Origin of the sequence: Alteribacter populi (assembly GCF_002352765.1) — a bacterium.
Classification (GTDB): domain Bacteria; phylum Bacillota; class Bacilli; order Bacillales; family Salisediminibacteriaceae; genus Alteribacter; species Alteribacter populi.
The window spans coordinates 4,383,827-4,408,056 of sequence record NZ_KZ293963.1 but is presented as its reverse complement, the minus strand read 5'-3'; the positions used below and the strand labels follow the sequence as shown (position 1 = coordinate 4,408,056).

The 24,230-nt window shown below is 40.0% G+C and carries 21 protein-coding genes; 4 read left to right on the top strand and 17 right to left on the bottom strand.

Annotated features, from left to right (window positions below):
- Nucleotides 1-72: 72 nt before the first annotated feature.
- The 9 genes from CDZ94_RS20425 to CDZ94_RS20385 form a co-directional block, all read right to left on the bottom strand.
- Nucleotides 73-633: a BofC C-terminal domain-containing protein gene (locus CDZ94_RS20425; RefSeq protein WP_232735786.1), complete on the bottom strand. Its 561-nt coding sequence runs from the start codon at nt 631-633 to the stop codon at nt 73-75.
- Between the two features lie 104 nt (nt 634-737).
- Complete coding sequence (locus CDZ94_RS20420) at nt 738-1,472, bottom strand: YebC/PmpR family DNA-binding transcriptional regulator (RefSeq protein ID WP_096440360.1); 735 nt, start codon at nt 1,470-1,472, stop codon at nt 738-740.
- A 115-nt stretch (nt 1,473-1,587) separates the two neighbouring features.
- Nucleotides 1,588-2,541: a YhcN/YlaJ family sporulation lipoprotein gene (locus CDZ94_RS20415; RefSeq protein WP_096440358.1), complete on the bottom strand. Its 954-nt coding sequence runs from the start codon at nt 2,539-2,541 to the stop codon at nt 1,588-1,590.
- 289 nt (nt 2,542-2,830) lie between these two features.
- On the bottom strand, nt 2,831-4,129 hold the full coding sequence (gene safA, locus CDZ94_RS21905; RefSeq protein ID WP_096440356.1) for a SafA/ExsA family spore coat assembly protein: 1,299 nt from the start codon (nt 4,127-4,129) through the stop codon (nt 2,831-2,833).
- A gap of 319 nt (nt 4,130-4,448) precedes the next feature.
- The gene (pheA, locus tag CDZ94_RS20405) at nt 4,449-5,345 is read right to left on the bottom strand and encodes a prephenate dehydratase (protein ID WP_096440354.1); all 897 of its coding nucleotides are present in this window, start codon (nt 5,343-5,345) and stop codon (nt 4,449-4,451) included.
- Nucleotides 5,346-5,511: 166 nt separating this feature from the next.
- Entirely contained in the window at nt 5,512-5,967 is a 456-nt protein-coding gene (locus CDZ94_RS20400) for an ACT domain-containing protein (protein ID WP_096440352.1), read from the bottom strand.
- Between the two features lie 142 nt (nt 5,968-6,109).
- Nucleotides 6,110-7,393 (bottom strand): GTPase ObgE, encoded by a 1,284-nt coding sequence (gene obgE / locus CDZ94_RS20395; RefSeq protein WP_096440350.1) that lies wholly within the window; start codon nt 7,391-7,393, stop codon nt 6,110-6,112.
- Between the two features lie 32 nt (nt 7,394-7,425).
- A complete protein-coding gene (locus tag CDZ94_RS20390; protein WP_198520860.1) occupies nt 7,426-7,968 on the bottom strand; it encodes a Spo0B C-terminal domain-containing protein in 543 nt (180 codons plus the stop codon).
- Nucleotides 7,969-8,104: 136 nt separating this feature from the next.
- Nucleotides 8,105-9,229 carry a sensor histidine kinase gene (locus CDZ94_RS20385; RefSeq protein WP_096440346.1) on the bottom strand — a complete coding sequence of 375 codons (1,125 nt, stop codon included), beginning with the start codon at nt 9,227-9,229 and terminating at the stop codon, nt 8,105-8,107.
- A 270-nt stretch (nt 9,230-9,499) separates the two neighbouring features.
- Here CDZ94_RS20385 and CDZ94_RS20380 point away from each other — a divergent pair, with 270 nt between their 5' ends.
- Nucleotides 9,500-10,450 (top strand): agmatinase family protein, encoded by a 951-nt coding sequence (locus CDZ94_RS20380; protein ID WP_096440343.1) that lies wholly within the window; start codon nt 9,500-9,502, stop codon nt 10,448-10,450.
- Between the two features lie 249 nt (nt 10,451-10,699).
- Here the strand turns inward: CDZ94_RS20380 and hemY are convergent, their stop codons facing one another.
- The 7 genes from hemY to CDZ94_RS20345 form a co-directional block, all read right to left on the bottom strand.
- Nucleotides 10,700-12,109, bottom strand: coding sequence for a protoporphyrinogen oxidase (hemY, locus tag CDZ94_RS20375; RefSeq protein ID WP_096440341.1), 1,410 nt, complete (start codon nt 12,107-12,109; stop codon nt 10,700-10,702).
- Nucleotides 12,106-13,044: a ferrochelatase gene (gene hemH / locus CDZ94_RS20370; protein WP_096440339.1), complete on the bottom strand. Its 939-nt coding sequence runs from the start codon at nt 13,042-13,044 to the stop codon at nt 12,106-12,108. The genes hemY and hemH overlap by 4 nt, the downstream gene beginning before the upstream one ends.
- A 114-nt stretch (nt 13,045-13,158) precedes the next feature.
- Nucleotides 13,159-14,193 (bottom strand): uroporphyrinogen decarboxylase, encoded by a 1,035-nt coding sequence (gene hemE / locus CDZ94_RS20365; RefSeq protein WP_198520861.1) that lies wholly within the window; start codon nt 14,191-14,193, stop codon nt 13,159-13,161.
- 161 nt (nt 14,194-14,354) lie between these two features.
- Nucleotides 14,355-15,893 carry a spore germination protein gene (locus CDZ94_RS20360; protein WP_096440335.1) on the bottom strand — a complete coding sequence of 513 codons (1,539 nt, stop codon included), beginning with the start codon at nt 15,891-15,893 and terminating at the stop codon, nt 14,355-14,357.
- Between the two features lie 122 nt (nt 15,894-16,015).
- The gene (locus CDZ94_RS20355; RefSeq protein ID WP_096440333.1) at nt 16,016-17,197 is read right to left on the bottom strand and encodes a Ger(x)C family spore germination protein; all 1,182 of its coding nucleotides are present in this window, start codon (nt 17,195-17,197) and stop codon (nt 16,016-16,018) included.
- The gene (locus tag CDZ94_RS20350) at nt 17,190-18,365 is read right to left on the bottom strand and encodes a GerAB/ArcD/ProY family transporter (protein WP_096440331.1); all 1,176 of its coding nucleotides are present in this window, start codon (nt 18,363-18,365) and stop codon (nt 17,190-17,192) included. The genes CDZ94_RS20355 and CDZ94_RS20350 overlap by 8 nt, the downstream gene beginning before the upstream one ends.
- Nucleotides 18,362-18,562 (bottom strand): hypothetical protein, encoded by a 201-nt coding sequence (locus CDZ94_RS20345; protein ID WP_096440328.1) that lies wholly within the window; start codon nt 18,560-18,562, stop codon nt 18,362-18,364. Before CDZ94_RS20345 ends, CDZ94_RS20350 begins: the two co-directional genes overlap by 4 nt.
- A 396-nt stretch (nt 18,563-18,958) precedes the next feature.
- Between CDZ94_RS20345 and CDZ94_RS20340 the strand changes: the two genes are divergently transcribed.
- Nucleotides 18,959-19,309: a YuzC family spore coat inner layer protein gene (locus CDZ94_RS20340; RefSeq protein ID WP_096440326.1), complete on the top strand. Its 351-nt coding sequence runs from the start codon at nt 18,959-18,961 to the stop codon at nt 19,307-19,309.
- Between the two features lie 48 nt (nt 19,310-19,357).
- Here CDZ94_RS20340 and CDZ94_RS20335 read toward each other — a convergent pair whose 3' ends face one another.
- A complete protein-coding gene (locus CDZ94_RS20335) occupies nt 19,358-21,544 on the bottom strand; it encodes a transglycosylase domain-containing protein (RefSeq protein WP_321196092.1) in 2,187 nt (728 codons plus the stop codon).
- Nucleotides 21,545-22,089: 545 nt separating this feature from the next.
- On the opposite strand from CDZ94_RS20335, the gene CDZ94_RS20330 reads away from it, so the two are divergent.
- Nucleotides 22,090-22,815 (top strand): cytochrome c biogenesis CcdA family protein, encoded by a 726-nt coding sequence (locus CDZ94_RS20330; RefSeq protein ID WP_096440324.1) that lies wholly within the window; start codon nt 22,090-22,092, stop codon nt 22,813-22,815.
- A 159-nt stretch (nt 22,816-22,974) separates the two neighbouring features.
- Nucleotides 22,975-24,168: a M20 family metallopeptidase gene (locus tag CDZ94_RS20325; protein ID WP_096440322.1), complete on the top strand. Its 1,194-nt coding sequence runs from the start codon at nt 22,975-22,977 to the stop codon at nt 24,166-24,168.
- The last annotated feature ends 62 nt before the right edge of the window (nt 24,169-24,230 follow it).

Genomic DNA, 24,230 nt, shown 5'->3' with positions numbered 1-24,230 from the left:
TCCCTTTATGCGAACACACATTTCTATTTTAGCATAAAAATAAAAAAGCTGCCTATATGAGACAGCTTTTTACTACATATCAGTTACAGAATATTTTTCGTACATTTGCAACACTTCCAAATAATGATCCTTAGAGGAAACAGGAATTCCACTCTTTAAGTCTGAATGCACCTTACTTTTTAACCTGTCTGTATTAATTTGGAAAAACGATTGAATAACATCATCTTGTTCCGGTTTTCCATTATAAATATTTAAGGTTCCTTCTTCTGATAGACCGAAGTAACCGTTCACCTTAAGTAAAGGGGAAATATCATTGACTTCCTGCTGAAAGACGACTTGGTCCTGAGTGTGAGTTAATAACTGCCAGTCGTCATAAAATGACCAGAAATCTTCCATCGATAAAATCTCTTCCTCGATAACCTCTTCACTCATTTCCCCATCAAGATATACACGTTGGAGAACAACTTCAACCGTTAACGGTCCTGTAACTTCGAAGGCATCATCATCCTCTGCATAAATGACAGGTTGTAGAACTTCGTTAGCCGAAACGAAACAAACAAAAAAGAGGGCTAAGACCAAAAACATCCTGAAGAACTGGTGATTTAAGTCTTTCAAAGAGAAAGTGGTAAGCATGCATACACGCCTCCTTACATTTACACAATAAATTCACACCAACGTTTAGGGACCCCACTTCGTAGATACACATAGTGTTTCCAGCTGTGAAATTTTTATCCATCTTATTCATCTATAATTTCTAAATTATGATACACTTCTTGCACATCATCATTATCTTCTAGTACATCAATTAATCGAAGAATTTCTTCGCTTTCATTTACAGGTAGCTTTGTCTTTACATTTGGAAGCATGGTAACTTCCGCTTCTGTAAAGGTCACTCCTTCTTTTTCCAACGAATCACGAACTGATTCAAACGTCTCCGCTTCTGTAATAATTTCCAGCCCCTCGTCCTCAGACATAACATCGTCCGCTCCTGATTCAATGGCAGCAAGCATCAACGATTCTTCATCTGTTTCGTTCGCTTCAAATTCTACAACCAAATAACCAGATCGCTGGAACATAAAGGCCACACATCCAGTTTCACCAAGGTTTCCACCGTTTTTATTAAATGCCAGCCTCATCTCAGCAGCTGTACGGTTTTTATTATCAGTTAAAGCCTCTACAAAAATCGCCACACCATTAGGCCCGTATCCCTCATATGTAATATTTTCATACGTGACACCATCAAGGTTTCCAGTTGCTTTTTTAATCGTTCGTTCCACATTATCGTTTGGCATGTTCGCAGCTTTAGCTTTATTCATTGCCAGTCGCAACTTAGTGTTTGAAGCCGGATCATCTCCCCCACTTCGTACGGCAGCAAAAATTTCTTTAGAGATACTTGTAAACATTTTTCCTTTTTTAGCATCTTGTCTTCCTTTTCGATGTTTAATGTTTGACCACTTTGAATGACCTGCCATTGGTATCTCCTCCTGTACTTTCCTATTTCATTCAATATATCACATGTGAAAATTACCGGAAAGAAGGGTAAAAAGAGAATGAGACAGGTTATCAGATAACCTGTCTCCAGCCATTTTATCGAGATCTTTCAAAAGGACGTTGTATTGCTCTTCCTAAGTCTTGAACCATGTCGTTAAATGTAGCTCCAACTTCATCAAATGGTTCCCCTGCTCTTAAACGGTCATCCATTCCACGAATTCGGTCTACTTGTTCTCTGTCAGAAGAAACATAAATGTCTTTATGATCATCCAGATCTGAAGTCATTCTATGAATTTTTTGTTGAACTCTTTGATCATCGCCATCTAATGTATTAACACCGATCACAATGTCATCTCCATTTACAATAACACGGCAATCTTCAACCTTGTCCATGTCTTCTACACGATTAGCAATGCGTTGAGCTAAGTGACCATCTTCTCCGTCATAGTAACCACGGTGTTGGCCTTGCTGACCTTGGTGACCCTGTCCCTGTTGAGATCGTTGATGTTGTTGTCCTTGCATCATGCCTTGACGTTGTTGCTGATTGCTCCCTTGCATCATGCCTTGACGTTGTTGCTTGTTTGCTCCCTGCATTCGGTATCGCTGGTGGTTGTCATAACCGCCCATGCGGTTTTCATTCGCATTGAAACGGTTTAAAATTCCATTGTTATCAACCATCCCAGGACGGTCATTACCCGTAATACCTCTACCAAACCCTTGTGTACGGTTCATGCCTCTTGCTCTAGTACGGTAACCTGTCATCGGATTACCATAATTTGCAGCTCTTGTCCCGAAACGCTCTGTCTCACGCCCTCGGTTTTGATGAAAGTTCTGATCGGCATTTTGCCCATAATAGTGACCAGTCATCCCTTGACGTTTGTTTAAATACCCTCCACCATCTTGTTGTTCAACATTTCTTTGCTGATTTTGTTGGTTTCTAAAAAATCCTTGTTGGGCACCTTCGTCTGTATCATTGGCGTTACCGCCGCAACCTGCTAAGCCTGAGACGAGCATCGTAGCTGCTGATAAACTTAAGAACCATTTTTTCATGTTTTTTAAATTCCTCCTTTCACCTTTTAGGATGGCGTTTAAGGAGAAAAATGATTCTGTTAGTTAAAGGAAAAAGAGGATGAGGTAAACTACACGAACGGCGTGACAGAGCAAGCTTACGCTTACCTAACGCTCATAAAGCAAACAGGATCTTTTAGTGCGTGTTCAAAAGGAGCATAAAAAAGAGCCGAGTCGGCCGAGGAAGAGAAGCTATTTATATAAGAGCATAATTTTTATCTCGAAACAAATGAAAAGTGCCATACAACTGAATGTATAGCACTTCACGTTTTTAATCGTCTTCTTCACTATCTTGTCGATCCCAATCACCTTGGTATTCGTGAGTACCAGACTGTGATCCAGGCATCATCCCACCTTGATGGCCTGGCATCATGCCATATCCTTGGGGACCATTCCCGAAAGGTGCTTGCATAGGAGTCTGATATTGCATGTTATGGGGCTGAAACTGATGAGCTGTCACATCTCCATACATTTGCGCCATATCATTTGGTTGGTACATTGTACCTTCAACCATGTTGTCATTATCATATAGATCATCATCGAAATCGTCATCCATCATCATTTGGTTTGGCATCATTTGCTGACCCATTACTTGTTGTGGCATCATTTGGTTTGGCATCATTTGCTGACCCATTACTTGCTGCGGCATCATTTGGTTTGGCATCATTTGCTGACCCATTACTTGCTGCGGCATCATCTGGTTTGGCATCATTTGCTGACCCATCACATGTTGCGGCATCATCTGATTTGGCATCATTTGCTGACCCATCACTTGCTGCGGCATCATCTGGTTTGGCATCACTTGTTGACCCATTACTTGCTGTGGATAGGTACCGTTACCACACGGATACGCGCACCCTGGCATAATTGGAGAAACCGGATAACAATCATATTGTGGCTGTGAGGCCATCATTTGTGGCTGTGGAGCCATCTGTGGCTGTGGAGCCATCATTTGTGCTTGAGGAGCCATTTGCGGATGATGGGCGGCTTGGGGCATAGTCATTCCGGTTGGCATCCCCTTAGGAGCGGTTTCTTTCTTCCCTTGAACTTGCTCCTTTTTCTTCGGTTCTTCTTTTTTAGCCGGCATTACTTTTTTAGGCTCCTCTTTTTTTGCAGGCTTTACCTTTTTAGGCTCTTCCTTTGGCTTCGGCATTTTTGGAGGCTCTGGCATTTTAGGTTTTTCTTTTTTAGGCTGTGCTTGCTGCTTATAAAAATTAAAATTCATTTTTTGTTGCACTTTATAAGAAGGTTGAGGTTGCGGAGGTGGAGCCGCTTTTGCTACCGGTGCTTCTTTCTCCTCTTTTATTGAAGGCGGCTTTTTTTGTGGTGCCACTGGTGCTTCCTTTACTTTTGGCATCTCCTTAACAGGCTGTTCCTTAGCAACTCCTGCCACAGGCGCCTCTTTTTTTGCCTGTACTCCCCCTGTCGGGATTTTTATCTTCATCCCTGGCATAATCAGGTCTGGGTTGCTTAAATGATTATTTACAGACTTTAACTCGTCAAAATTTACGCCATATTTTTGTGATAGCTTCCAAAGCGTATCGCCTTTTTGGACAATATGAATTTTCACTTTCTTTGATCCCTCCCATACGTTTTCTTTACATCCTATGCATGAATGGGCGATTGGTCACCTTTAGAAAACATAAACCGTACAGTCCCTTTCATCACACTTTATGTAAGCTGGATAAGATGTATAACTATTTTTAAAGAGGTTAGATAGTAGAACCAAATTCCAGGAACAGTTTAAAGAGACGTAATTGAACTTTTAAACCCAACAATACGCTAATACTTAGTAACCTCAAGTCATTAAGTAGTTGAGTTTGTTAAACCAAATCTTAATTGCCTTTTTTCCTTTCTTTAAAGTACAAAAAAACAACCTCTCGAATTAATTAAGAGGTCGCCTGGTCATTTTTATGAAGTTGATCATCATTTAGCTGATAGCAAGGATAACTCCCTAGGACAGTAACACCACAGCCTAAAGCTTTAATTTCTTGAATCGCACCTGGTATTAACACGTCATCTTGTTTTTTATCTACATCGATAATAAAAAAATAATTTCCTAAACCGGTTTTCATTGGTCTGGATTCGATTTTCGACAAATTTAATTTCCTCCATGCAAAAGCTGATAACACTTGGTGAAGCGCCCCTGAATGATCATCAGGAAGTGTAACGAGGATCGTCGTTTTATCACTCTTAAACGCCCCCTCATTTGTCGCCCCTTTATCTACCGTATTTTCACGATCCAATACAACAAACCGTGTATGATTATTTGTGTAATCATTTATGTAAGGTTGTGCAACATTAAGGTTGTAAATATCCGCTGCTCGTGCATTAGCTATAGCCGCAACAGCTTCATGAGGATGTTGAGAAACATACTTCGCTGCTGAAGCAGTAGAGTCTGTATATTCAATCTCCATATTTGGAAAGGTTTTCCGAATGAATAAATGACATTGTGCTATTGCATGAGGATGAGAAAAAATCTTGTTAATATCCTTTTTCCAAGTTGCTTTGTAACCCCCGGCCACTAATAAATGCTGATCGATCGGAACAGTTACTTCTTTAACGATTGATAGCCGGTGATAGCGAAGAATATAATCAAGGGTGATATTGACTGAACCTTCAATCGTATTCTCTAAAGGAACGACTGTTTTATCGACTCTTCCTTCATTCACAGCATCAATACTGTCAGGTATGGTAGAAAAAGCAATAATTTCATCATTAGGATACAAAGAAAACGCTGCAATATGGGAAAAAGATCCATTTGGCCCGAGGAAACCGACTTTCATAACTGACACACCACCTTTATGAGGATGTTCAAAAAGTACGCTAAAAAAAGCTGTTGGAGAATAAAACCTCCTGCTAAATACCGATCCAATCTACTCGGCTCTTTTTATGCCTCCTTTCAAACACGTATTTTTGTTATTTTCACACAATTCTATGCAGATGAGTAGATTAAGTCCCAGATCCAATAACTTCCACTTTTTCTATTGCATCTAAACTTTCAATTTTTTGTACTAATCGATTAATATTTGACGTCATTGCCGCGGTTTCAATAGAAACCGTCAATGTTGCTCTACCTTGTAACGGTATCGTCTGATTAATGGTTAACACATTCCCACCTTCGTGAGCAATAATCGATAATAGCTTCGAAAGAGCACCTGACTGGTCCTCTAAATGGATGGAGAGCGTAATAATTTTTTCTTTAACCATTGTGTGAAAAGGAAAAATACCGTCTTTATATTTATAAAAGGCACTTCTACTCATTTCTACTTTTTGGGCAGCCTCACTGACTCTTTCTACTTTCCCACTTTCAATTAGCTTTTTTGCTTCCACCGTTTTTAGCATGGCTTCCGGAAGCATATCTTCTCTTACTAAATAAAATTGATCAGTACGCCGTTTCACGAACATCACCACCCTTTGTGTATCAATTATAGAAGCTAATGCCTTTGATGACAAACACATTTGGAGCAGACAAAAATGTTACTCTCAACTTTTTAAGCTTTGAGGGTGTATCAAAAGGTGAAAACTAACCTTTTAATACACCCTCTTATTATTCTACAAATTCAAATTCATATTGTAAGATTCGTACCGTATCTCCGTGCTGGGCACCTCGTTCACGTAAAGCGTCGTCAATTCCCATATGCCGCATTTTTCTTGAAAAACGTCGAATGGAATCATCTCGATTAAAGTCAGTCATCTTAAATGCCATTTCAATGTCGGCACCTTCAATCACATAAGCGCCGTCATCATCACGAGAAATAGTAAAAGGTACCTCTTCTTTCTCAAACTTATAAAGAACGCGCTGCTCTTTCTCTTCTTTATCATATAGAGGAAACTCATCTGTTGAGTCAACTGTGTCAGCAATAGCTAAGAGCAGATCACGAAGTCCTTTTTTTGTGACGGCGGAAATAGGGAAGATTTCAACATCGTCACCAACTTTTTCCCTAAAGACTGCAAGGTTCTCTTCAGATTCAGGAATGTCCATTTTATTTGCAACAACTAATTGCGGACGCTCTGTCAGCCGCATTTTGTATTGTTTTAATTCTTCATTGATCGTGAGGTAATCCTCGTAAGGATCGCGGCCTTCTAGCCCTGACATATCAATGATATGAATAATCACTCGAGTCCGTTCAATGTGACGTAAAAATTGATGACCTAAGCCAACTCCAGAATGGGCCCCTTCAATTAAACCAGGTAGGTCAGCGATCACAAAACTACGGGAATCCTCGGTCTCTACAACACCCAGATTAGGTGCGAGCGTCGTAAAGTGATAGTCAGCAATTTTTGGCTTCGCAGCTGAGACAACACTTAATAATGTAGACTTCCCGACGCTGGGAAATCCAACTAGCCCGGCATCAGCAAGAACTTTAAGCTCTAGAACTAAGTTACGTTCTTCCCCAGGTTGTCCATTTTCAGCATGCTCTGGAGCAGGGTTTGCTGGTGTCGCAAAGCGAGAATTTCCCCGTCCGCCACGACCGCCTTTGGCAACCACATGGCGTTGACCTTCTTCTGTTAAGTCAGCAATTACCTTTCCAGTATCTTCATCTAAAATCGTTGTTCCAGGTGGGACACGAACGACCATTTCTTTTCCACCTTTACCATGCTGATTTTTTGGTCTCCCATTTTCACCACGTTCAGCTTTAAAGTGGCGCTGATAACGAAAATCCATTAACGTACGTAAACCTTCATCAACAACAAAAACAGCATCTGCTCCTCGTCCGCCATCTCCTCCAGCTGGTCCTCCGTCTGGTACATACTTTTCCCGGCGGTAAGCAACAAGCCCATTTCCGCCGTCTCCTGCTTTAACATAAATCTTAACTTTATCCACAAACATCGAACTTCACCTCAATCATTTCCCAGTCAAACTTAATCATGAAAATGGAGCCTAATGAAACATTCAGTTTGACCCATTTCAATTTCCTTTATTTCCACTTCTTCTGTTACACTAACGACTTCCTCAAGTTCCTCTAGAGAAAGCACTTCAATATTAAGTTTACCCTGAAAATCAAAGTCAATCACCGGAATTCCGTCTTCTTCGCTCATAACAAAAAGAAGGTGGTTGTCCGCGCCGGAATAACAATGGCGGTCAAACCACGTGAATAGACGTTTGATTACATTTAATATCCTCATTTGCTTAGCTTTAAGATCGCGGGGCTCTGAAACAACCTCGAAGTTCAAATGAAAATTATGATGTTCCCAGTTAAAGGTCAATAAATATTCAGCCAAATGCTCTCCATTTGTATTTGATAACCTCGCTTCATTTCTTGCTTGCTCAATAATTTCATTTAGTAGAACTTCCACTCGTTCTGTTTTTCCCAACGATAAATTACCTTTAATTAACTGCATTTGATTTAGCCAGTCATGCCGGTAATGGCGTAAAAGTTCTACTGGATGCCATTCTTTTGTCACAAAAACAACACTCCTAAAGAAGCGTGATGATTCCCAGATACTTGTATAGCTCAGTTGACTACCTGTAATCATAGCACAGGCATTCTAAAAAAAGCACGTATTTTTATGATTGAATTACGTTTTATTGTTCTATAGTTTAAAGAGAAGGAAGACACATTTCAAAAACCGTCAAACCTTTCTTGGATATGCAATTTAACGACCCTTTATGTTTTTCAATAACCTGTTTGCAAACACTTAAACCTAGCCCTTTTCCTAACTCTTTTGTACTCACGAAAGGTTCAAACATCGATTCCAATAAGTATTCAGGAATTTTAGGTCCATTGTTTTCAATAACAATACTGTTTTTCCCATCTTGAAGCTTCGCACGGATGAGAATAATTCGCTCATGTTCTACATACATGAGAGCATCTACAGCATTATGAATGATTTTCATAACTGCCAACCGCAGTTGTTCCTCAGAACCTTGTGTTAACAGTGTATCCTGAATTTCCAGGGTGAGTTTGATATCGTTTTCAATGCAAGCTGGCCGAAAAGCCTCGGTAATGGATAATAATAAATGATGAAGCCAAATCATATCAGACAGCTCGTCCTGGTGATTTTTTGTATTCGATAGCATTAAAAACTGATTCACATTTTCCTCCAACCCTTTAATTTCCTGGTTGATATAGTCGATATATGCTTTTTCTTGTAAATTTTCAGGTATTCTTCGTTCCAATAATTGAACGAACCCTTTGATAGACGTAAGAGGATTCCTGAATTCATGAGCAAAACTCGTTGAAATTTTCCCCAAAATCTCCATACGATCTTCCTCTAATGAATGAAGCAACTCATCTTTTTTTTCGATCTCTAAGTTTTTCAAATAAGTTGTATGCACGTACGTATGTTTTTGAATTGATAAAAAGAATTCATTCAGCATAATAAGGGATTCATTAATTTCTTCAACTTCCAAGGGCAAGGACTGAATGTACTGTGCCACAAAAAGACGTGTCTCATCAAAAGAATTTAAAAACTCTTCAAAATTTAACCCTGCTTCTTCTCTGTATCGCGCTACATCTTTACCATACTGGTTAAGGTTTATGACTGGATTACCATTTAAATACTCAAGCATGGTTTCGAAAAGTTCAGAAAACTTGGACTTGACTCTTTTCTCGCTACCGTGACTGTAATAAGGCAATTGCATTAACACAGATTCTAAAATAGTTCTCTTCTCTTTGGCCAATAATAAGACAACCGTTTTCGTTTTATTACATTTTGTGTTCATGACTTTTTCCCCTTATTTTTTTTACCTTTGTTAAGTATAAGGGATTTTAAATTCAATGTCTCATTAATTTTCCGACAAATCTAACTCATCTTCCCTAAAAGGTACAAGAGGTCTTCAAGTTTCGGTAGCTTTCGACAAATACTACGAAATCAAAACTTTATTTCGACAGCTTTAATTTTGTAATCAAACATACTAAGTGTGTTACGCTTTGAAATAAGGAAAGTGTAAAGGATTTCATTTAGTCTAAACAACAAAGGAGGATTACATAAAATGTCTGAAAAAATGATCTATGGAAATACCCCTTGTTTTCTTGGAGCAAAAAACCTCGTCAAGTCTCCTGAATCAATAAAGGATGTCGATGCCATTATTTATGGAGTTCCATGGGAAGGTGCCGTTACTTGGGGAGATTATACAGGGTGTGAACTTGGACCTAAGGTTATGCGTCTCTCCTCAGGAAGATACAGCGGATACCTTCCTGAACTAGACCATATCGATGTGTTTGAACATATGACATTAGGTGACATGGGCGATGTTGCTGTGACCCCGGCAGAACCAGAAGATACAAAAAATAAGATAAGCAAGTTTGCCAAAAAAGCTTGGGAATCCGGAGCCTTCCCTATTGCTTTGGGTGGAGATCACGGGATAACTTACCCAATCCTCGAGTCTCTCATAGAACACAGCGGTAAAAAAGTTGGCATTATCCACTTAGATGCACACTATGACAACAACGAACACTCAGTGGGAGACCCCTACGGCAGAGGATCACCTTTCGCCAGACTTTATGAGACAGAAGGTGTACGTAATGAAAGCCTTGTACACCTAGGAATTCACGGACCAAGAAACAAACCTGAGAACGGACGTTTAGCAAAAGAAGTAGGGGCGACGACATTAACTATTAATGACGTAAGAGAAGCAAAAGATCTGCGTGCTTTTGCAAATCAGGTTTATGATATAGCTGCGAAAGAAACAGATGTTGTTTACTTGAGCATTTGTAGTGATGTAATGGATCATGCTTTTAATCCAGGTGGTCCAGCCGATGGGAACGGGCTGACGTCATATGAACTTCTCACGATTATTTACGAGGTATGCAAGCGAGGAGTCGGAGGAATGGATTTTGTAGAAGTGTATCCTCAGCAAGATGAAACTGATTTCAGTTCTCACTTTGCATCTTGGATTGTCCTTTACGCTCTTGCTGGTGAAATCAATCGAAAAAACAAGTAAATATTTTTAAAACCAGGTTTTAATTCGCATATACGGGGTATGTACCTAACATAACTCCCCCACTTTTCTCATATTTCCTCTCCCTGTTGGAGCCGTACGCCAAAAGCGTACGGTATTTTTTTGAGCATAGAGGGAGCTCTTTTATTAAAACGTTAGCTCCCATGTTTATTAAGTCTCAATGATGTATCCGCTTTATACTTTCTCGTAAAAATCTGCCCATCAAAGAGAGACAGATTTTCAAGAAAACATTTATAAAAGTGCTTCACCCGCTGCTTTTTTCGCTTGATCAATACAATCTGGAATGCCTATACCTTCATAAGAAGCCCCTGCCAAGTAAACACCGGGAAGCTCTTTCTTCATCTCTGCTTTCAAAGCTAACAGTCTATCCTTATGGCCAACGAGGTATTGAGGCATTGCGTTTCGCCACCTTGTAATCCGGTAAAATTCCGGCTCACCTTCAAGTTCCATAATATGATTTAAATCCTGAAGAACCGTCGCGATAATTTCTTCATCCTGGCGGTCGACGATCTCCTCCTCACCTGCCCTGCCGACATAGGCTCTCAAGAGAACGCGGTCATCTGGCGCACTATGACTCCATTTTTTATTAGTCCACGTGCACGCAGTGATCTTATAGTTACTTTTCTTTGAGACAACAAACCCGGATCCATCAATATCTTTTTTAATCGCTGCAGGATCGAAAGCCAATACTACGGTTGCAACAGAGGTTGATGGAACATCCTTTATCTCATCGAAAATCGTCATATTATCAAAAAGTTTTGCAGTCACTTGATGCGGGGTAGTTAAAATGATTCGATCCACTTGATCTATGCGTCCATCTGAAAAAGAAAGTGTGTAACCGTTGTTCTCTTTGTTAATTTTCGTTACAGGCGTTCCTGTATGAACAGTCCCCTCATCCAAGTGATCAGCAATAGCTGTAACTAAGGAGTTTAAACCGCCTTTAAACGTTTGAAACATCCCATTTTTCTTTACTGTCGTTCTCTTTTGTCCATCATGGCCTCGTTTAACCAGAGATGATTTCATCCCAACTACAAGACTACGATATTGTTCTTCCATTTGTTGAAATTGTGGAAACGTCGCTTGTAAACTTAGCCGATCAATATTACCAGCATAAATGCCAGATAAAAGCGGCTCGATTAAACGGTCAACCACTTCACCACCTAAACGGTTCCGAAAAAAATGCCCTAACGATTGGTCACTCCCATTTTTAGAAGAACGAGGTAACACTAAGTCCGCAGCTGCACGTATTTTCCCCATAGGACTTAAAAGTCTCGTGCTGAGGAACGGCCCCCATTGTGTAGGGATACCCATAATCGCTCCACCGGGCATCGGGTAAAGCTCTCCACCATGTAAAATGTAAGATTTCGTGGCATTGTTATAAACAAGATCTTGCTCTAGTCCTACTTCAGCTCCCAATTCTGCAGCACTTGTTTTTCGTGCTAAAAATGAATCGGGACCATTTTCGATCACAAAGTCATCGAAATACTCAGTTTTTATCTTTCCACCTAAAGTGTCCGCCCCTTCGTATAATACGCAGTTCACATTGAGACCTTCCGCATGAATTTCTTTTTGAAGATAATAAGCAGCACTTAGACCGGTAATACCGCCACCGATCACAGCAATTCTTTTAGGTTTGCTCATTCTTCGTCTTCCTTTAATTTCTCTTCAACCACAGTAGCTAAGCAGTCGATAAATTCGTCCTTTGCGTTTGGCATTTCCGGGCGATAATAAGCTAAGCCAAGCTCATCTGTGACGACTTTACACTCATAATCATTATCATAGAGCACTTCCAAATGATCTGCTACAAAACCTACTGGGCAATAAATCATCGTTTCATACCGATCATTTTCATAGAGGTTCCGCGTTAAATCTTGTACATCCGGACCGATCCACGGCTCAGGCGTATTCCCTTCACTTTGCCAACCAATCGTGTAATTTTTCAAACCTGCTTTTTCAGCGATTAAATCGGCAGTCCTTTGCAGCTGGTCCGGATAGGGATCACCATTTTGCAAGATTCGCTCTGGTAAGCTGTGAGCAGAGAAAATTACAACTGCTTTTTCACGCTCAGACTCTGACATTTTTGCCATTGTTTGCTTGATTTGATTTGCCCAATAGTCGATAAACTTAGGGGCATCATACCAACTTTCAACACTTTTGATCTCGGGTCCACCAATTTTCTCCGATTCTTCTTTCGCACGACCATTATAAGACTTAACACTAAACGTCGAGTAGTGAGGGGCAAGGACAATACTAACCGCATTCTTAATACCGTCTTCCTTCATCTGATGTACGGCATCTTCAATAAACGGATCGATATGCTTTAAACCTTGATAAGCTTTAAACTGACGGTCGCTATAGCGTTTATTCAGCTCGGCCTCTAACTTTTGCGCCTGCTCTTCAGTAATTCGAGACAATGGAGAAATACCGCCGATGGCTTCGTAACGTTCCACTAAATCATTCAATTGTTCTTCAGAAGGCTTTCTACCACGACGAATGTGTGTGTAATAAGGCTCTACTTCATCTAAATTTCGAGGGGTACCATATGCCATAACTAACAATCCATAAGTTTCTTTCATTGCCAACGCCTCCATCTTCCTATCTATAACATTGATCTAATTTTCATTAGAGGTTGTTCAAAAAGTCTGCTAAAAATAGCTGTCGAATCTCTTCGTTGCAACATCCATTTAGTACTACTTCGCTAATTTTTCTGCAGAGTATTCATGAACAAACGACGTTAATCGCTTTAACGTTTTAGGTTTAATTTCAGGAAATACCCCATGACCAAGGTTAAAGATAAACCCTGGTTGCTCGATCCCCTGATCAATCACGTCTTTTGCTTTTTTCTCAATTACGTCCCAAGGAGCTAACAAAACAGAAGGGTCCAAGTTTCCTTGAACGGCTTTAGTAATACCGTCTTGTCTTGCTTGTCCAATTGGGTAACGCCAATCAAGACCCACCACATCTACCGGTAAATCATGCCAGTCTTTTGTTAAATGACGGGCTCCTACTCCAAATGTGATTAACGGAACGTTCATTTCACGCAGCTCTGAAAAAATCCGCTCCATAACCGGTTTTACATACGTTTGATAATCAACAACATTCAATGCACCGACCCAGGAATCAAATATTTGAATCGCCTGTGCACCTGCATTTACTTGTGATTTAGCATATGCAATAACCATATCACCTAGTTTATCCATAAGCATAAACCATGCTTCTGGTTCGCTGTACATCAATGATTTTGTTTTATTGTAATTTTTTGAAGGACCTCCTTCAATCATATAGCTAGATAACGTAAACGGAGCCCCACTGAATCCAATCAACGGCACAGATAATTGTTCACGCAAAAGACTAATCGTCTCTAAGACGTAAGGGACATCTTGCTTTGGATTGATTGAGCCTAAGCGTTCCACATCGCCCATCGATTCTATCGGGTTATCAATGACTGGTCCTATTCCTTTTTTGATTTCAACATCAACCCCGATGGCCGGTAATGGTGTCATAATATCTTTGTACAGTATCGCAGCGTCATTGTTGTATTGATCTACAGGTAGCTTCGTTACCCACGCACATAGATCAGGCTGTTTCGTAATTTCTTCTAATGAATATTTTTCTTTGATTTTCCTGTATTCAGGCTGTGACCTCCCTGCTTGTCTCATATACCAAACAGGAATATGATCTACTTCTTCCTTCCGGCAAGCTTTTAAAAAACGATCGTTAAACATGCTGAGCACCTCTCTTATGTAAACTTTATTCCTTTAATTTTATTGCCACTTCCTGCGTTCGCACATTTTATTTAAAAATATTAGTCGTTACAAATATACTAATGGAAAGATCAAAAGTACAGTTTGAGGGCTCAATTGTCATAAATTCGCTATAGTTTCTGTCACTTCGTCCAATTACTCTTCGTATCATCATCTGTATTAGGAACTTGAGGGCGCTTCGTATGCCCTGACAACGGCTCGCGAAATAGCAAATCTCCCCAATCTCGAAAACGATAAGGTGCAAGTGGACTCATATAATAATTCCCGAAGCTCTTTAAGCTCGCTACGTGAATCGTTATAAAAATAAAGCCAATGACAATCCCATATAAACCAAAACCAGCAGCCATGATCATCATCGCAAAACGGAGCATCCTTACCGTAATACTTACATTGTACGAAGGTAATGAGAACGAAGCAATAGCAGTTAATGCGACAATAATGACCATAATTGGACTTACAATCCCAGCACGTACAGCGGCATCGCCAATAACCAAGCCACCAACGATTCCAATCGTTTGCCCAATTGGCTGCGGCAAGCGAATTCCTGCCTCTCTCAAAAGTTCTAAAGTGAACTCCATCATAAAAGCTTCAATAAAAGAAGGAAAAGGAACCCCTTCTCTAGTACCTGCTATCGAAATTGCTAACAAGGTAGGGATCATTCCCGGATGATAAGAAACCATTGCGATATAAATGGCCGGTAAAAACAAAGCAATAAATCCGGCAACATAACGAAGAAACCGGATCATTGTTCCAATTTGCCAGCGGTCATAGTTATCTTCTGGTGATTTAAATAAGAATTGCAGTGTAACAGGCGCTAAAAGAGCAAAGGGCGTCCCGTCTAGCGATACGACCACTCCGCCGTTCATCAAAGAACCGACAGTTTTATCGGGACGTTCAGACCTTAGGACTTGTGGAAAAGGAGAAAATACATTGTCCTCAATTAGCTGTTCTATATTTCCTGATTCCTCAGTATCATCTGTGTCAATACATGAAAGCCGATAGCGCATTTCATCGACCAGCTTAGGATCAACAATACCTTTAATATACATGAGAGCAAAATCGCGTTTCGACCGTCTTCCGATTTGACCAAACTGTACAATAAAATTCGGGTCCCTAATTCTCCGACGTACGAGCATGACATTCGTATGCAACACTTCATTGAATCCTTCACGCGGCCCCCTAACCAGCACTTCACTTGGCGGTTCCTGAAGTCCTCGTTGTTGAAACTCACGAGCATCAATGAGGATGAAGGTTTGAACTCCATCAATGACAAGGAGGGACTGGCCAGCCATAAATCCTAGAATCGCATCGTCCAGGTTGTCAGTCGTTTCTACTTCGGTAAACATAATTGTATCTTGCAAAACCTTTTCAATGAAGGTTTGCTCATCTTTTTCCCGGGGAAGTTCCTCACGAAAATAAAGCAACGGACGTAAAATACCGTCTTCCAACGTTTTCATATTTGTCAAGCCGTCGATGACATACATCACTGCACGACGCTTTTGAGCAATTCGAAATTCCTTTGTTATTACATCATCGCTTTCTGCAATGGTTTGATCAATGGTTCGTTTAGTTTCGTCCAGATTACTACTAATCTCAATGTCATACTCATCACGACGGCGAACAGGTTCTTCATTTAGTTTTTTAAAAAGTTTTTTGAACACCGAAAACCCCTCCTTTCTATTAAATCACTCGTAAACTCGCATGTTTTTCAGTTTTAAGGATGTCATTCCTTTGAAACGAGCAGAGTGAAGGTAGCTGTCCGCCTCATACTCTCAAGAAAACGCTAAAAAAAACGCTCTTTTGTCATAAAATGACGTATGCGGATATTAGCTGTCACATTCACTTCCGCCGTACTAAATTCTCCCTCCGGACCTTCCCAGCGATCTCGTATCTGCTCCCAATATGAATAATTTTGAAGCCGGACCCTTTGTAATAAGTTAAAAATATCCAATTGGTGCTCCTCCTGCATTTGACGAATCGTCTCCTGTGTTTTTTCAACGACCATCGTTTCCAAAACCTCTTCCATTTCTCTTAAGTATTGCTCTTTGATTACATTTTCATCTTCAATCCAACTTTCCACCAATGCTCCTTCCGATTTAAGCTCAACGTCAAAAATAGGCTTTTCATTATCTAAACGAAATGAAATATTTGCTGACATCCGGTTTGCCTCAAAAACAAACATGTCTTCCGGATTGTCCAATGATGCCTCAATAATGCCTTTTTTCATGTTTCCATTCATGAATTTATAGCCAATCGATAATTCATCCGTAAGCCAATCAACAAAATCACCTTGAGCATTAAATATAGCCCCACCACGAACACGATACGACGTTCCCTCTCTATGAATAACACGGGGTACAACAAAGCTTTGTTCATTTAATAACGCGTTGGTTACTTCAGATATCGTGACATTCTCTAACATCGACAAATCCTGCAAGTCATTTTCAGCAGTACTTCTGATCGCTAAACCAGTTAATGGTTCTGGTGGCTGATCATCACTTAACACCGTACTTGCATCACCTTCAACGACAAAAACTTCTGTATTTCGTCTCATTTCATGATCCCGAAGAAAAAAGTCAAGTACATATTTAAGCATTCCCTTTTCAATGAGCCCGTCATCTAGCAGGATAACTTTTAAATGTTCGTAATTCAGAAGTCGACTCTGCCGAGAAGGAATGTTTCTGTTTGCCCCGAAGTTCGTCCGTTCTGTTGTTTTCAAATTAAAAAACGGAGTGCCTTCAGCATTTGTTTCTTCACTTCCTCCAGTCATAAGACTCGGAATAGCAACCTGGTAAGTTAAGGCTAGCTGATCTTCCCCCTTTTTGAACTTTTCCACTTCTTCAGCGCTTCCTATTGCCGCCGCGATTATAAACCCTATTTCTTCGATTTCGTTTCGATCCCAACAACCAGTCAAAAACAGGAATACAGTAACTAAAAAGATAAAATACTTATATTTTCTACCCATTTACGTCACCTCCCTGATCACGTGAAGAAGGTGGACCTGTCAAAGGACGTTTGTTTTTTCTCACCACTATTAAACCTGTAGCCAAGAAAAGCGTGATAATGACAATCCCCAAATAACCAACCCATTCATAGAAAAAGAGTGTTTCAGTAAGTGAGTCCGGGTAAAACGCTAAGAAAAAGGACAATATCCCAAAAATAAACGCCACGACATTTGCATTTCTTTCCGGTACCCATTGTGAATGAAAAATATCCGCAGCTATAAATTGTAAAATTGCCATCGTATTAAAGATCGTCATAATCCACATAACAATAACTAATGGTTCTAGGCGCTCGATCAATCCCTCTAGCAGTTCTACCTCCTTTGACAACTCAATCGTTGGGAATGGCAACACTTTCGTTCCTTCAACCGTCAATACACCATAAGAGAACAAAACAACGCTGACCTTCAAAAGCACAATCAACCCTGCACCTAGAAAGTAAATAAATAGGGGATGATTCTTTTTTTGCCGCTTTCCTGTCTGGGTTATTGGATTTACATATTTTAAAAAGAAAAAGAAAATTTCGAAGCCTAAGAAAAAGTAAAAGACTTGCCTAATATTTAGGGCAGCAACAACTTCTTTCCCGACAACCGGTCTCATTTCAACCACCTGAAAATTTCCGGTATTAAATAGGTTTATAATCACTAACACAAGAAGAAGAAAAGGAAAATAAATTAAGCTGATGTGAACAATCCCTTCGACACCCTTACTACACGCATACGTAGTGGCAAGAAGCATAAGTAAAAAAATGACTTCTAGTGGCGTTTGATCGAGCAAATATATATGCACTACACTTGCTAAAATCCTGCCCTCGATACAGAAAAATGCAAGGAAGTAGACAAAGAATAAAATAGAGAAGACCTTCCCCACCCATTTCAGGGAGTTAGATCTTTCGACATAATCAAACAAGCTTTCATTTTTCATTCTTCCCTGAAGCTTGACGATTAAATATATATAAAGAAGCGTCACCAAGCCGCTTACAATAAGAGAAACCCACCCAAAAGGACTGTCGAGAACAATGGCAAGAGCCCTAGGCATCGTCAATATACCAGCGCCTACTGTAAACGACACATGGGCCACTGACATTTCAAAGGGAGACATCGTATAGTTACTCGAAGATTGTGATTTCATTTTGCCTTCCCTTCTTTCTTTATTTGCTTGCGCACCTTTTGATTTTCTTCCTTTTGCCAAGGAAGAGAAAAAGCATTGGTCATCTTTCCGGAGATTTTTAATGATACGAAACAAATGACCAAATAGGTAACTGCCGCAAATAAGGTGCTTTTTTCGGGAACAAAACCTAAAAACCGATCTTGAATAAACTGCCACATACAACGCGGTTTCCTTTCAAGGGTTATTTTTCCTTATCTTGCTCAAAACTTAACTTTTTATTAGAAAAACTGCATAGTGGCCTTTTGTTAAAGCAGCTTCCTAAAAGATTATTGCTTTTTTATAAGATAAGACCTTCGTTCAAATCCGCTACAGTAGTTATCCTTTTTATAAAGAAAGCTTTAGTTGTGCTTATAATTTATCCTTTTAGAGAAGTTAAACTTTCTTAAAGTATAAGAAAAAGCGCTCGGATTAAAGGTCCGAGCGCTTTCTTTTTTAGGGTTAGAGAAAGGAAGAAGCTTTGAGTAAAAAACCTTACATCAAAATCACCTTACACTTTAATTAGGGTATAACATATGTTGTATAGAGTGTTGAAAATTACTGGAGGTAGTTTTTCAATGTATTATCGAGGACCTTCTCACCCTTATTACCGTCCGGAGTATCCTTATCCCCCGATTAATATCAGTCTGTTCCAACAATCTTTATTATCGTACCAAGAGTTATTACAGCACGGCGCTATTGTTTTAAACAGTCTTGTCTCTTCACCTAAAATGATGCACGAGTTAATGTATTATGCACAAGCTGGTAATGACATGGAAGTAGACCGTGTTATTAAAGCAACAGGAGTTCCTTCGATTGTTGAAACTTCTTACACACCTAATTCAGTGACATTTAAACTTTTCGCAGATGCTGACGTTTTTCCCAATTGTTGTACACTAACCATGAATTTAATATGGGGACATCATTAGAAAAAAGCAATTCGCCATTGCGAACTGCTTTTATCGTCATCATACTTATTATGAAGCATCTTGAGAAAATAACCTCCAGCTTACTTGCGCACGGTTGGATGGCGGACCTTCTTGTTTGGTTTGGGGACTATAAGGAATAACAACAAATTCGTTTGTAGAAAAAGGATTCACCCGCTCTACAGTAAAATGGCTCTCACCTGCTACTTGGTCAACTTCCTCCAACTGACCCTCAACGACGGAGTAAATTTTATAATGAAGTCGATCATCTTCACTTCCCGTCCAGTTTAACTGAACGTGAGCACCATTCCAACGTACATTAATCTCTGCTTCTAAGTCCCCAATATCTACAAACCGAATCGGGGGCTCAATATCCTCTACTTCTTCAGGCACTTCAAAAGCAATGTTACGCAAAATCCCCTCTATTTTTGCGTCTTGCATAATCGATTTAAATAGCTTAGTCGGGACATCACTTGCAGATGTTAAATAATGTTCTTCATCCGTGCGATCGTAACCCATCCAAATAGCTCCAGCATATTCAGGAGTAAAGCCTGCAAACCATAAGTCGCGTGCTGCTCCAGGAATCGGTTCAAAGGAAGTCGTTCCAGTCTTCCCCGCTAACGCACCATCGTAGGCACCCGCTTTTCCTGTACCATCTGCAACGACCGCCTCTAGCATTCTCGTCAAGTTCCAGGCATTTTGAGGAGATAAAACAGTTTTGACTACGTTGTCTTTTCCTTGAATTTCCTCATCATTACGATCGTAAATGGCATCAATAAAATAAGGCTCGTGATACGTCCCACCATTGGCAAAAGGGCTATACAAAGAAGCGAGCTGAAGTGGACTAATGCCTTCCGCCAAACCACCAAGAGCCATCGCTAAGCCCTCGTCTTCAATTTCAACAAGCTGTTCTTCCAAGTAAGTTTTTGCACGTGAAACACCAATGTTATTTAAAAGCCAGACCGCTGGAACATTCGCTGAATCTTTTATAGCATCGTACATCATCATTTGACCATTGTACTGTTTTGTAGCATTGTGAACTGAATAACCATTAAAGTCTAGGTCTTCTGTATCCTGAAGATACGAATACGGATAGTAATCACCCGATTCCAAAGCAGGTGCATAAACTGCAGGTGGTTTAAAGGAAGAACCAGGCTGCCTTTTGGCATTCACACGATTGAAGCTTTGTCTGAGATAATCCCTTCCGCCTTGAACTGCTGCTACACCCCCATTTTGGTGGTCCATTAAGGTAAAGGCTCCTTCTACTTGTTCTTCTCCATTACTACTAGGAAAGGCGGCTTCATTTTGGAAATGCTCATATGAAAGTTTCTGTAACTCTGTATTCATAGGAACAACAATCGTATACCCCCCTCTTAATACTTCTTCTCTAGAGAGCTGATACCGCTTTTCAGCTTCTTCTAATGCCATATCGACATAAGTTAAAAAAGCGGGATCGTTAGTAATTTTATGTTTATTAGCAGGAATCGTTTTCCCTTGCAGCCTAACAGCTTCATCCGCCGTTAAGTACCCTTGTTGCTCCATTAAACTTAATACTAAATCCCGTCGCTGTTTGCTTCTTTCCGGATGTTGAATTGGTGAATATGCATTGGGACCTTTCGGAAGTGCTGCCAACAAAGCTCCTTCTTCTACTGTCAGTTCGTCTACATTTTTATTAAAATACAGCTGGCTTGCAGCTTGTATTCCGTGCGCACCATGTCCAAAATAAATCCGGTTCAAATACATTTCTAAAATGTCCTCTTTTGCATAACGTTTTTCTAAATTGACAGCAATGAGCACTTCCTTTGTTTTTCTTAGCCACGTTTTCTCATGCTCTAAAAACGTGTTTTTAGCGAGCTGCTGAGTGATTGTACTACCACCTTCTACTTTGCTTCCTGATAGGATGTCTCGATACAAGGCCCGTCCAATCGCACGAAAATCAATGCCTTGGTGAGCATAGAAACGCTGATCCTCAACTGCTATAAAGGCTTCCTTTACGTGTTCGGGAATTTCATCTTTAGAGATTATTTCTCGGTTTTCTTCAAAAAGCTTCGTAATTTCATCTCCGTCCTGATCAACTAGAACCGACGCCTCATTCATAACTAACTTTTTATTATCAATTACATAATTGCCAAATAAAATCATAGTAAAGTAGAAAGTAACTCCGAGAACAAACATTACTCCAATAAATGCTGCTCCCATGAAGATTGTTTTTTTCTTTAGCTTTATTTTTTCCAACAATAACCCCACCCCCTTTTAATTAAGAGTTTTGATGTACAGATATTATTTACCAATAATTTGAATGTCATGAATAAAATATCTTGTTTCCTAGCTAATTTCACCTAATCGTAACTATAAAATAACTATACGATAGTTTTCACTAAAAGGTTTCACCATTCGATGAATAGTTGCTCGGTACCCGTTCATTAAAAAAAGAAGGAAAACGGAAAATCGGTATATGATATGGTTGGCTAAAACGATCACGTCCGTTCGCATTTTCAATCACAAGATCTACTTTCACTTTTACTCCAGCCTGTTTCTAAACAATCAAAAGAACTCATGATCACTTCACTCATGTACAACTCACCATTTCTATGAAGCACTATGTAGCTCTACCCTTGTTGTAATCAATGAAATCTAGAATGATCAGACCGTGTTAATTACGACAATCGTGTGACAGACTTTATTATTTACAGTTAAATGAATTATAATAGAATAACAGGGAGAAAAAAGATGATTATTTCTTACATATTCTCACCTCGCGAACCCTTTCTGGAGGTTTTAGAATGACAATAAATGAACTTAGCTTTTTATCAATATGGATTGCCCTTTTTGCTGGTATTGTCTCGTTTTTATCCCCTTGCGTATTTCCGCTCGTACCAGCATATCTGGCTCAACTTACCGGGACAAATATTTCAAATAACCAGATCGAAGCTGATCGAAAATTGATTTTATCTCGTAGTATCGGATTTATTATCGGCTTCACCTCAATCTTTTTAGTTTTAGGTGCCTCGTCAACTTTTATTGGCAGCTTTTTTATTCAAAATCGTGTATTATTAGAACAACTAGGTGGCATCGTCATCGTGTTGTTTGGTCTTCAGCTTACAGGAATTATGAGTCTTTCTTTCCTAATGAAAGAAAAACGGATACATCGCCCTAAAAAAACAGCTAGTTTTTTACGATCGATTTTGTTTGGGCTTGTGTTTGCTGCAGCTTGGTCACCATGTATCGGTCTCGTCCTTGCATCGATCTTAGCTTTAGCCTCGCAAACAGATTTATGGGGCGGAATGACACTGTTACTCTTTTATTCAATTGGCCTCGGTATTCCTTTCTTACTCGTTGGCCTTATATTTTCAAAATCACTAAACAAAATGCGCAACGTAAACCGCTATTTGCCTATTATCCAAAAAACGAGCGGTACTGTGATGATTATTTTAGGGATTCTGCTATTTACCGGTATATTTAATCGTATTTCAGCCTATTTAGCCCAGTTTATTCCATTTAATATTTAATCAATTTAAAGTACGATTTCAAAAGGAGGATAAAAAGAAGTTCGACCTTTTGAACACCCTCTTATAGTAACTCGTCCTCTGTCTGTTAAACCAGACAGAGGCATTATTATACCTTATTTTATTTTTTGATAATTCTAAAAAGAGAGAGGAGTTTGAAAGATGCAATCCTTATTTACTGCCCTTGAAGAACGTTATGATGAAATGGTAAAACTACGCCGGTACTTTCACCAGTATCCGGAGCTATCGTTCCAAGAGGTGAACACACCTCTTTATATCGCTAACTATCATGAAAAATTAGGTCATGAAGTTAGAAGAAATGTAGGCGAACGAGGGGTCGTTGCCACGTTAAAAGGGGCTCATCCAGGTCCAACTGTTGCGCTTAGAGCTGATTTTGACGCCCTTCCAATCCAAGATGAAAAGGACGTCCCATATAGTTCAACCGTTCCTGGAGTTATGCATGCTTGTGGTCATGACGGACACACAGCTCTTCTGCTCGTTTTAGCGAAAACATTGAGCGAGCGAAAAGATCAGCTCCATGGAAACATTGCCTTTATCCATCAACATGCTGAAGAAGTTGCACCAGGAGGAGCGAAAGCGATGATCGAAGACGGATGCCTAAAAGGCGTTGACGTTATTTTCGGTACTCACCTATGGGCGACAGAACCGTTAGGAAAAATTCAATACAACAATCGTGCACTAATGGCAGCAGCGGACCGATTTGAAATTAACATCCAAGGGCAAGGCGGCCACGGAGCACAGCCTCATAAGACGAAAGACGCCATCCTCGTCGGCTCACAGCTTGTCCAATCCTTACAGCAAGTTGTAAGCCGTCGTGTTGACCCTCTTGATTCTGCTGTCATCAGCATTGGGTCATTTGAAGCTAAGAACGCTTTTAACGTTATCTCAGACACGGCTAAATTAATTGGTACTGTTCGCACATTTGATGCATCTGTCCAAGAAAAAGTCCAAAAAGAAATGAAGCGTATCATTGACGGCACTGCAATGAGCAGTGAAACAGAGATTTCATTTACTTATGAAAAAGGTTATCCTGCCTTAATTAATCACGAACAGGAAGCCTCACTCATTGACTCTCAACTCACCTCGATTGACGGCGTTGAACAGGTCGAACATGCGAAACCGCAAATGGGTGGTGAAGACTTTAGTTATTATCTCCACAATGTAAAAGGCGCCTTTTTCTTCACTGGGGCACAAGGTGCAAACGTTGACTCTCCTTATCCCCACCATCATCCAAAATTTGACTTTGATGAAAAAGCGATGGTTTTAGGGGCGAAATCTTTGGCTAAATTAGCCTTACATTATGTTGGATCAGCTCAAAAAACCGTAAATGTATAAGTTAAGAAAAAACCAAAACCTAGCCACGGGCTCACCCGGGCTAGGTTTTCGTTAGTGGGCAT

Excerpts from the sequence above, each read along its gene's own strand:
- CDZ94_RS20425 (WP_232735786.1), bottom strand. The coding sequence starts at position 633 with ATGCTTACCACTTTCTCTTTGAAAGACTTAAATCACCAGTTCTTCAGG.
- CDZ94_RS20420 (WP_096440360.1), bottom strand. The coding sequence starts at position 1,472 with ATGGCAGGTCATTCAAAGTGGTCAAACATTAAACATCGAAAAGGAAGA.
- CDZ94_RS20415 (WP_096440358.1), bottom strand. The coding sequence starts at position 2,541 with ATGAAAAAATGGTTCTTAAGTTTATCAGCAGCTACGATGCTCGTCTCA.
- pheA (WP_096440354.1), bottom strand. The coding sequence starts at position 5,345 with ATGAAAGTCGGTTTCCTCGGGCCAAATGGATCTTTTTCCCATATTGCA.
- CDZ94_RS20400 (WP_096440352.1), bottom strand. The coding sequence starts at position 5,967 with ATGTTCGTGAAACGGCGTACTGATCAATTTTATTTAGTAAGAGAAGAT.
- obgE (WP_096440350.1), bottom strand. The coding sequence starts at position 7,393 with ATGTTTGTGGATAAAGTTAAGATTTATGTTAAAGCAGGAGACGGCGGA.
- CDZ94_RS20385 (WP_096440346.1), bottom strand. The coding sequence starts at position 9,229 with ATGAACACAAAATGTAATAAAACGAAAACGGTTGTCTTATTATTGGCC.
- CDZ94_RS20380 (WP_096440343.1), top strand. The coding sequence starts at position 9,500 with ATGTCTGAAAAAATGATCTATGGAAATACCCCTTGTTTTCTTGGAGCA.
- hemY (WP_096440341.1), bottom strand. The coding sequence starts at position 12,109 with ATGAGCAAACCTAAAAGAATTGCTGTGATCGGTGGCGGTATTACCGGT.
- hemH (WP_096440339.1), bottom strand. The coding sequence starts at position 13,044 with ATGAAAGAAACTTATGGATTGTTAGTTATGGCATATGGTACCCCTCGA.
- hemE (WP_198520861.1), bottom strand. The coding sequence starts at position 14,193 with ATGTTTAACGATCGTTTTTTAAAAGCTTGCCGGAAGGAAGAAGTAGAT.
- CDZ94_RS20355 (WP_096440333.1), bottom strand. The coding sequence starts at position 17,197 with ATGGGTAGAAAATATAAGTATTTTATCTTTTTAGTTACTGTATTCCTG.
- CDZ94_RS20350 (WP_096440331.1), bottom strand. The coding sequence starts at position 18,365 with ATGAAATCACAATCTTCGAGTAACTATACGATGTCTCCCTTTGAAATG.
- CDZ94_RS20345 (WP_096440328.1), bottom strand. The coding sequence starts at position 18,562 with ATGTGGCAGTTTATTCAAGATCGGTTTTTAGGTTTTGTTCCCGAAAAA.
- CDZ94_RS20340 (WP_096440326.1), top strand. The coding sequence starts at position 18,959 with ATGTATTATCGAGGACCTTCTCACCCTTATTACCGTCCGGAGTATCCT.
- CDZ94_RS20330 (WP_096440324.1), top strand. The coding sequence starts at position 22,090 with ATGACAATAAATGAACTTAGCTTTTTATCAATATGGATTGCCCTTTTT.
- CDZ94_RS20325 (WP_096440322.1), top strand. The coding sequence starts at position 22,975 with ATGCAATCCTTATTTACTGCCCTTGAAGAACGTTATGATGAAATGGTA.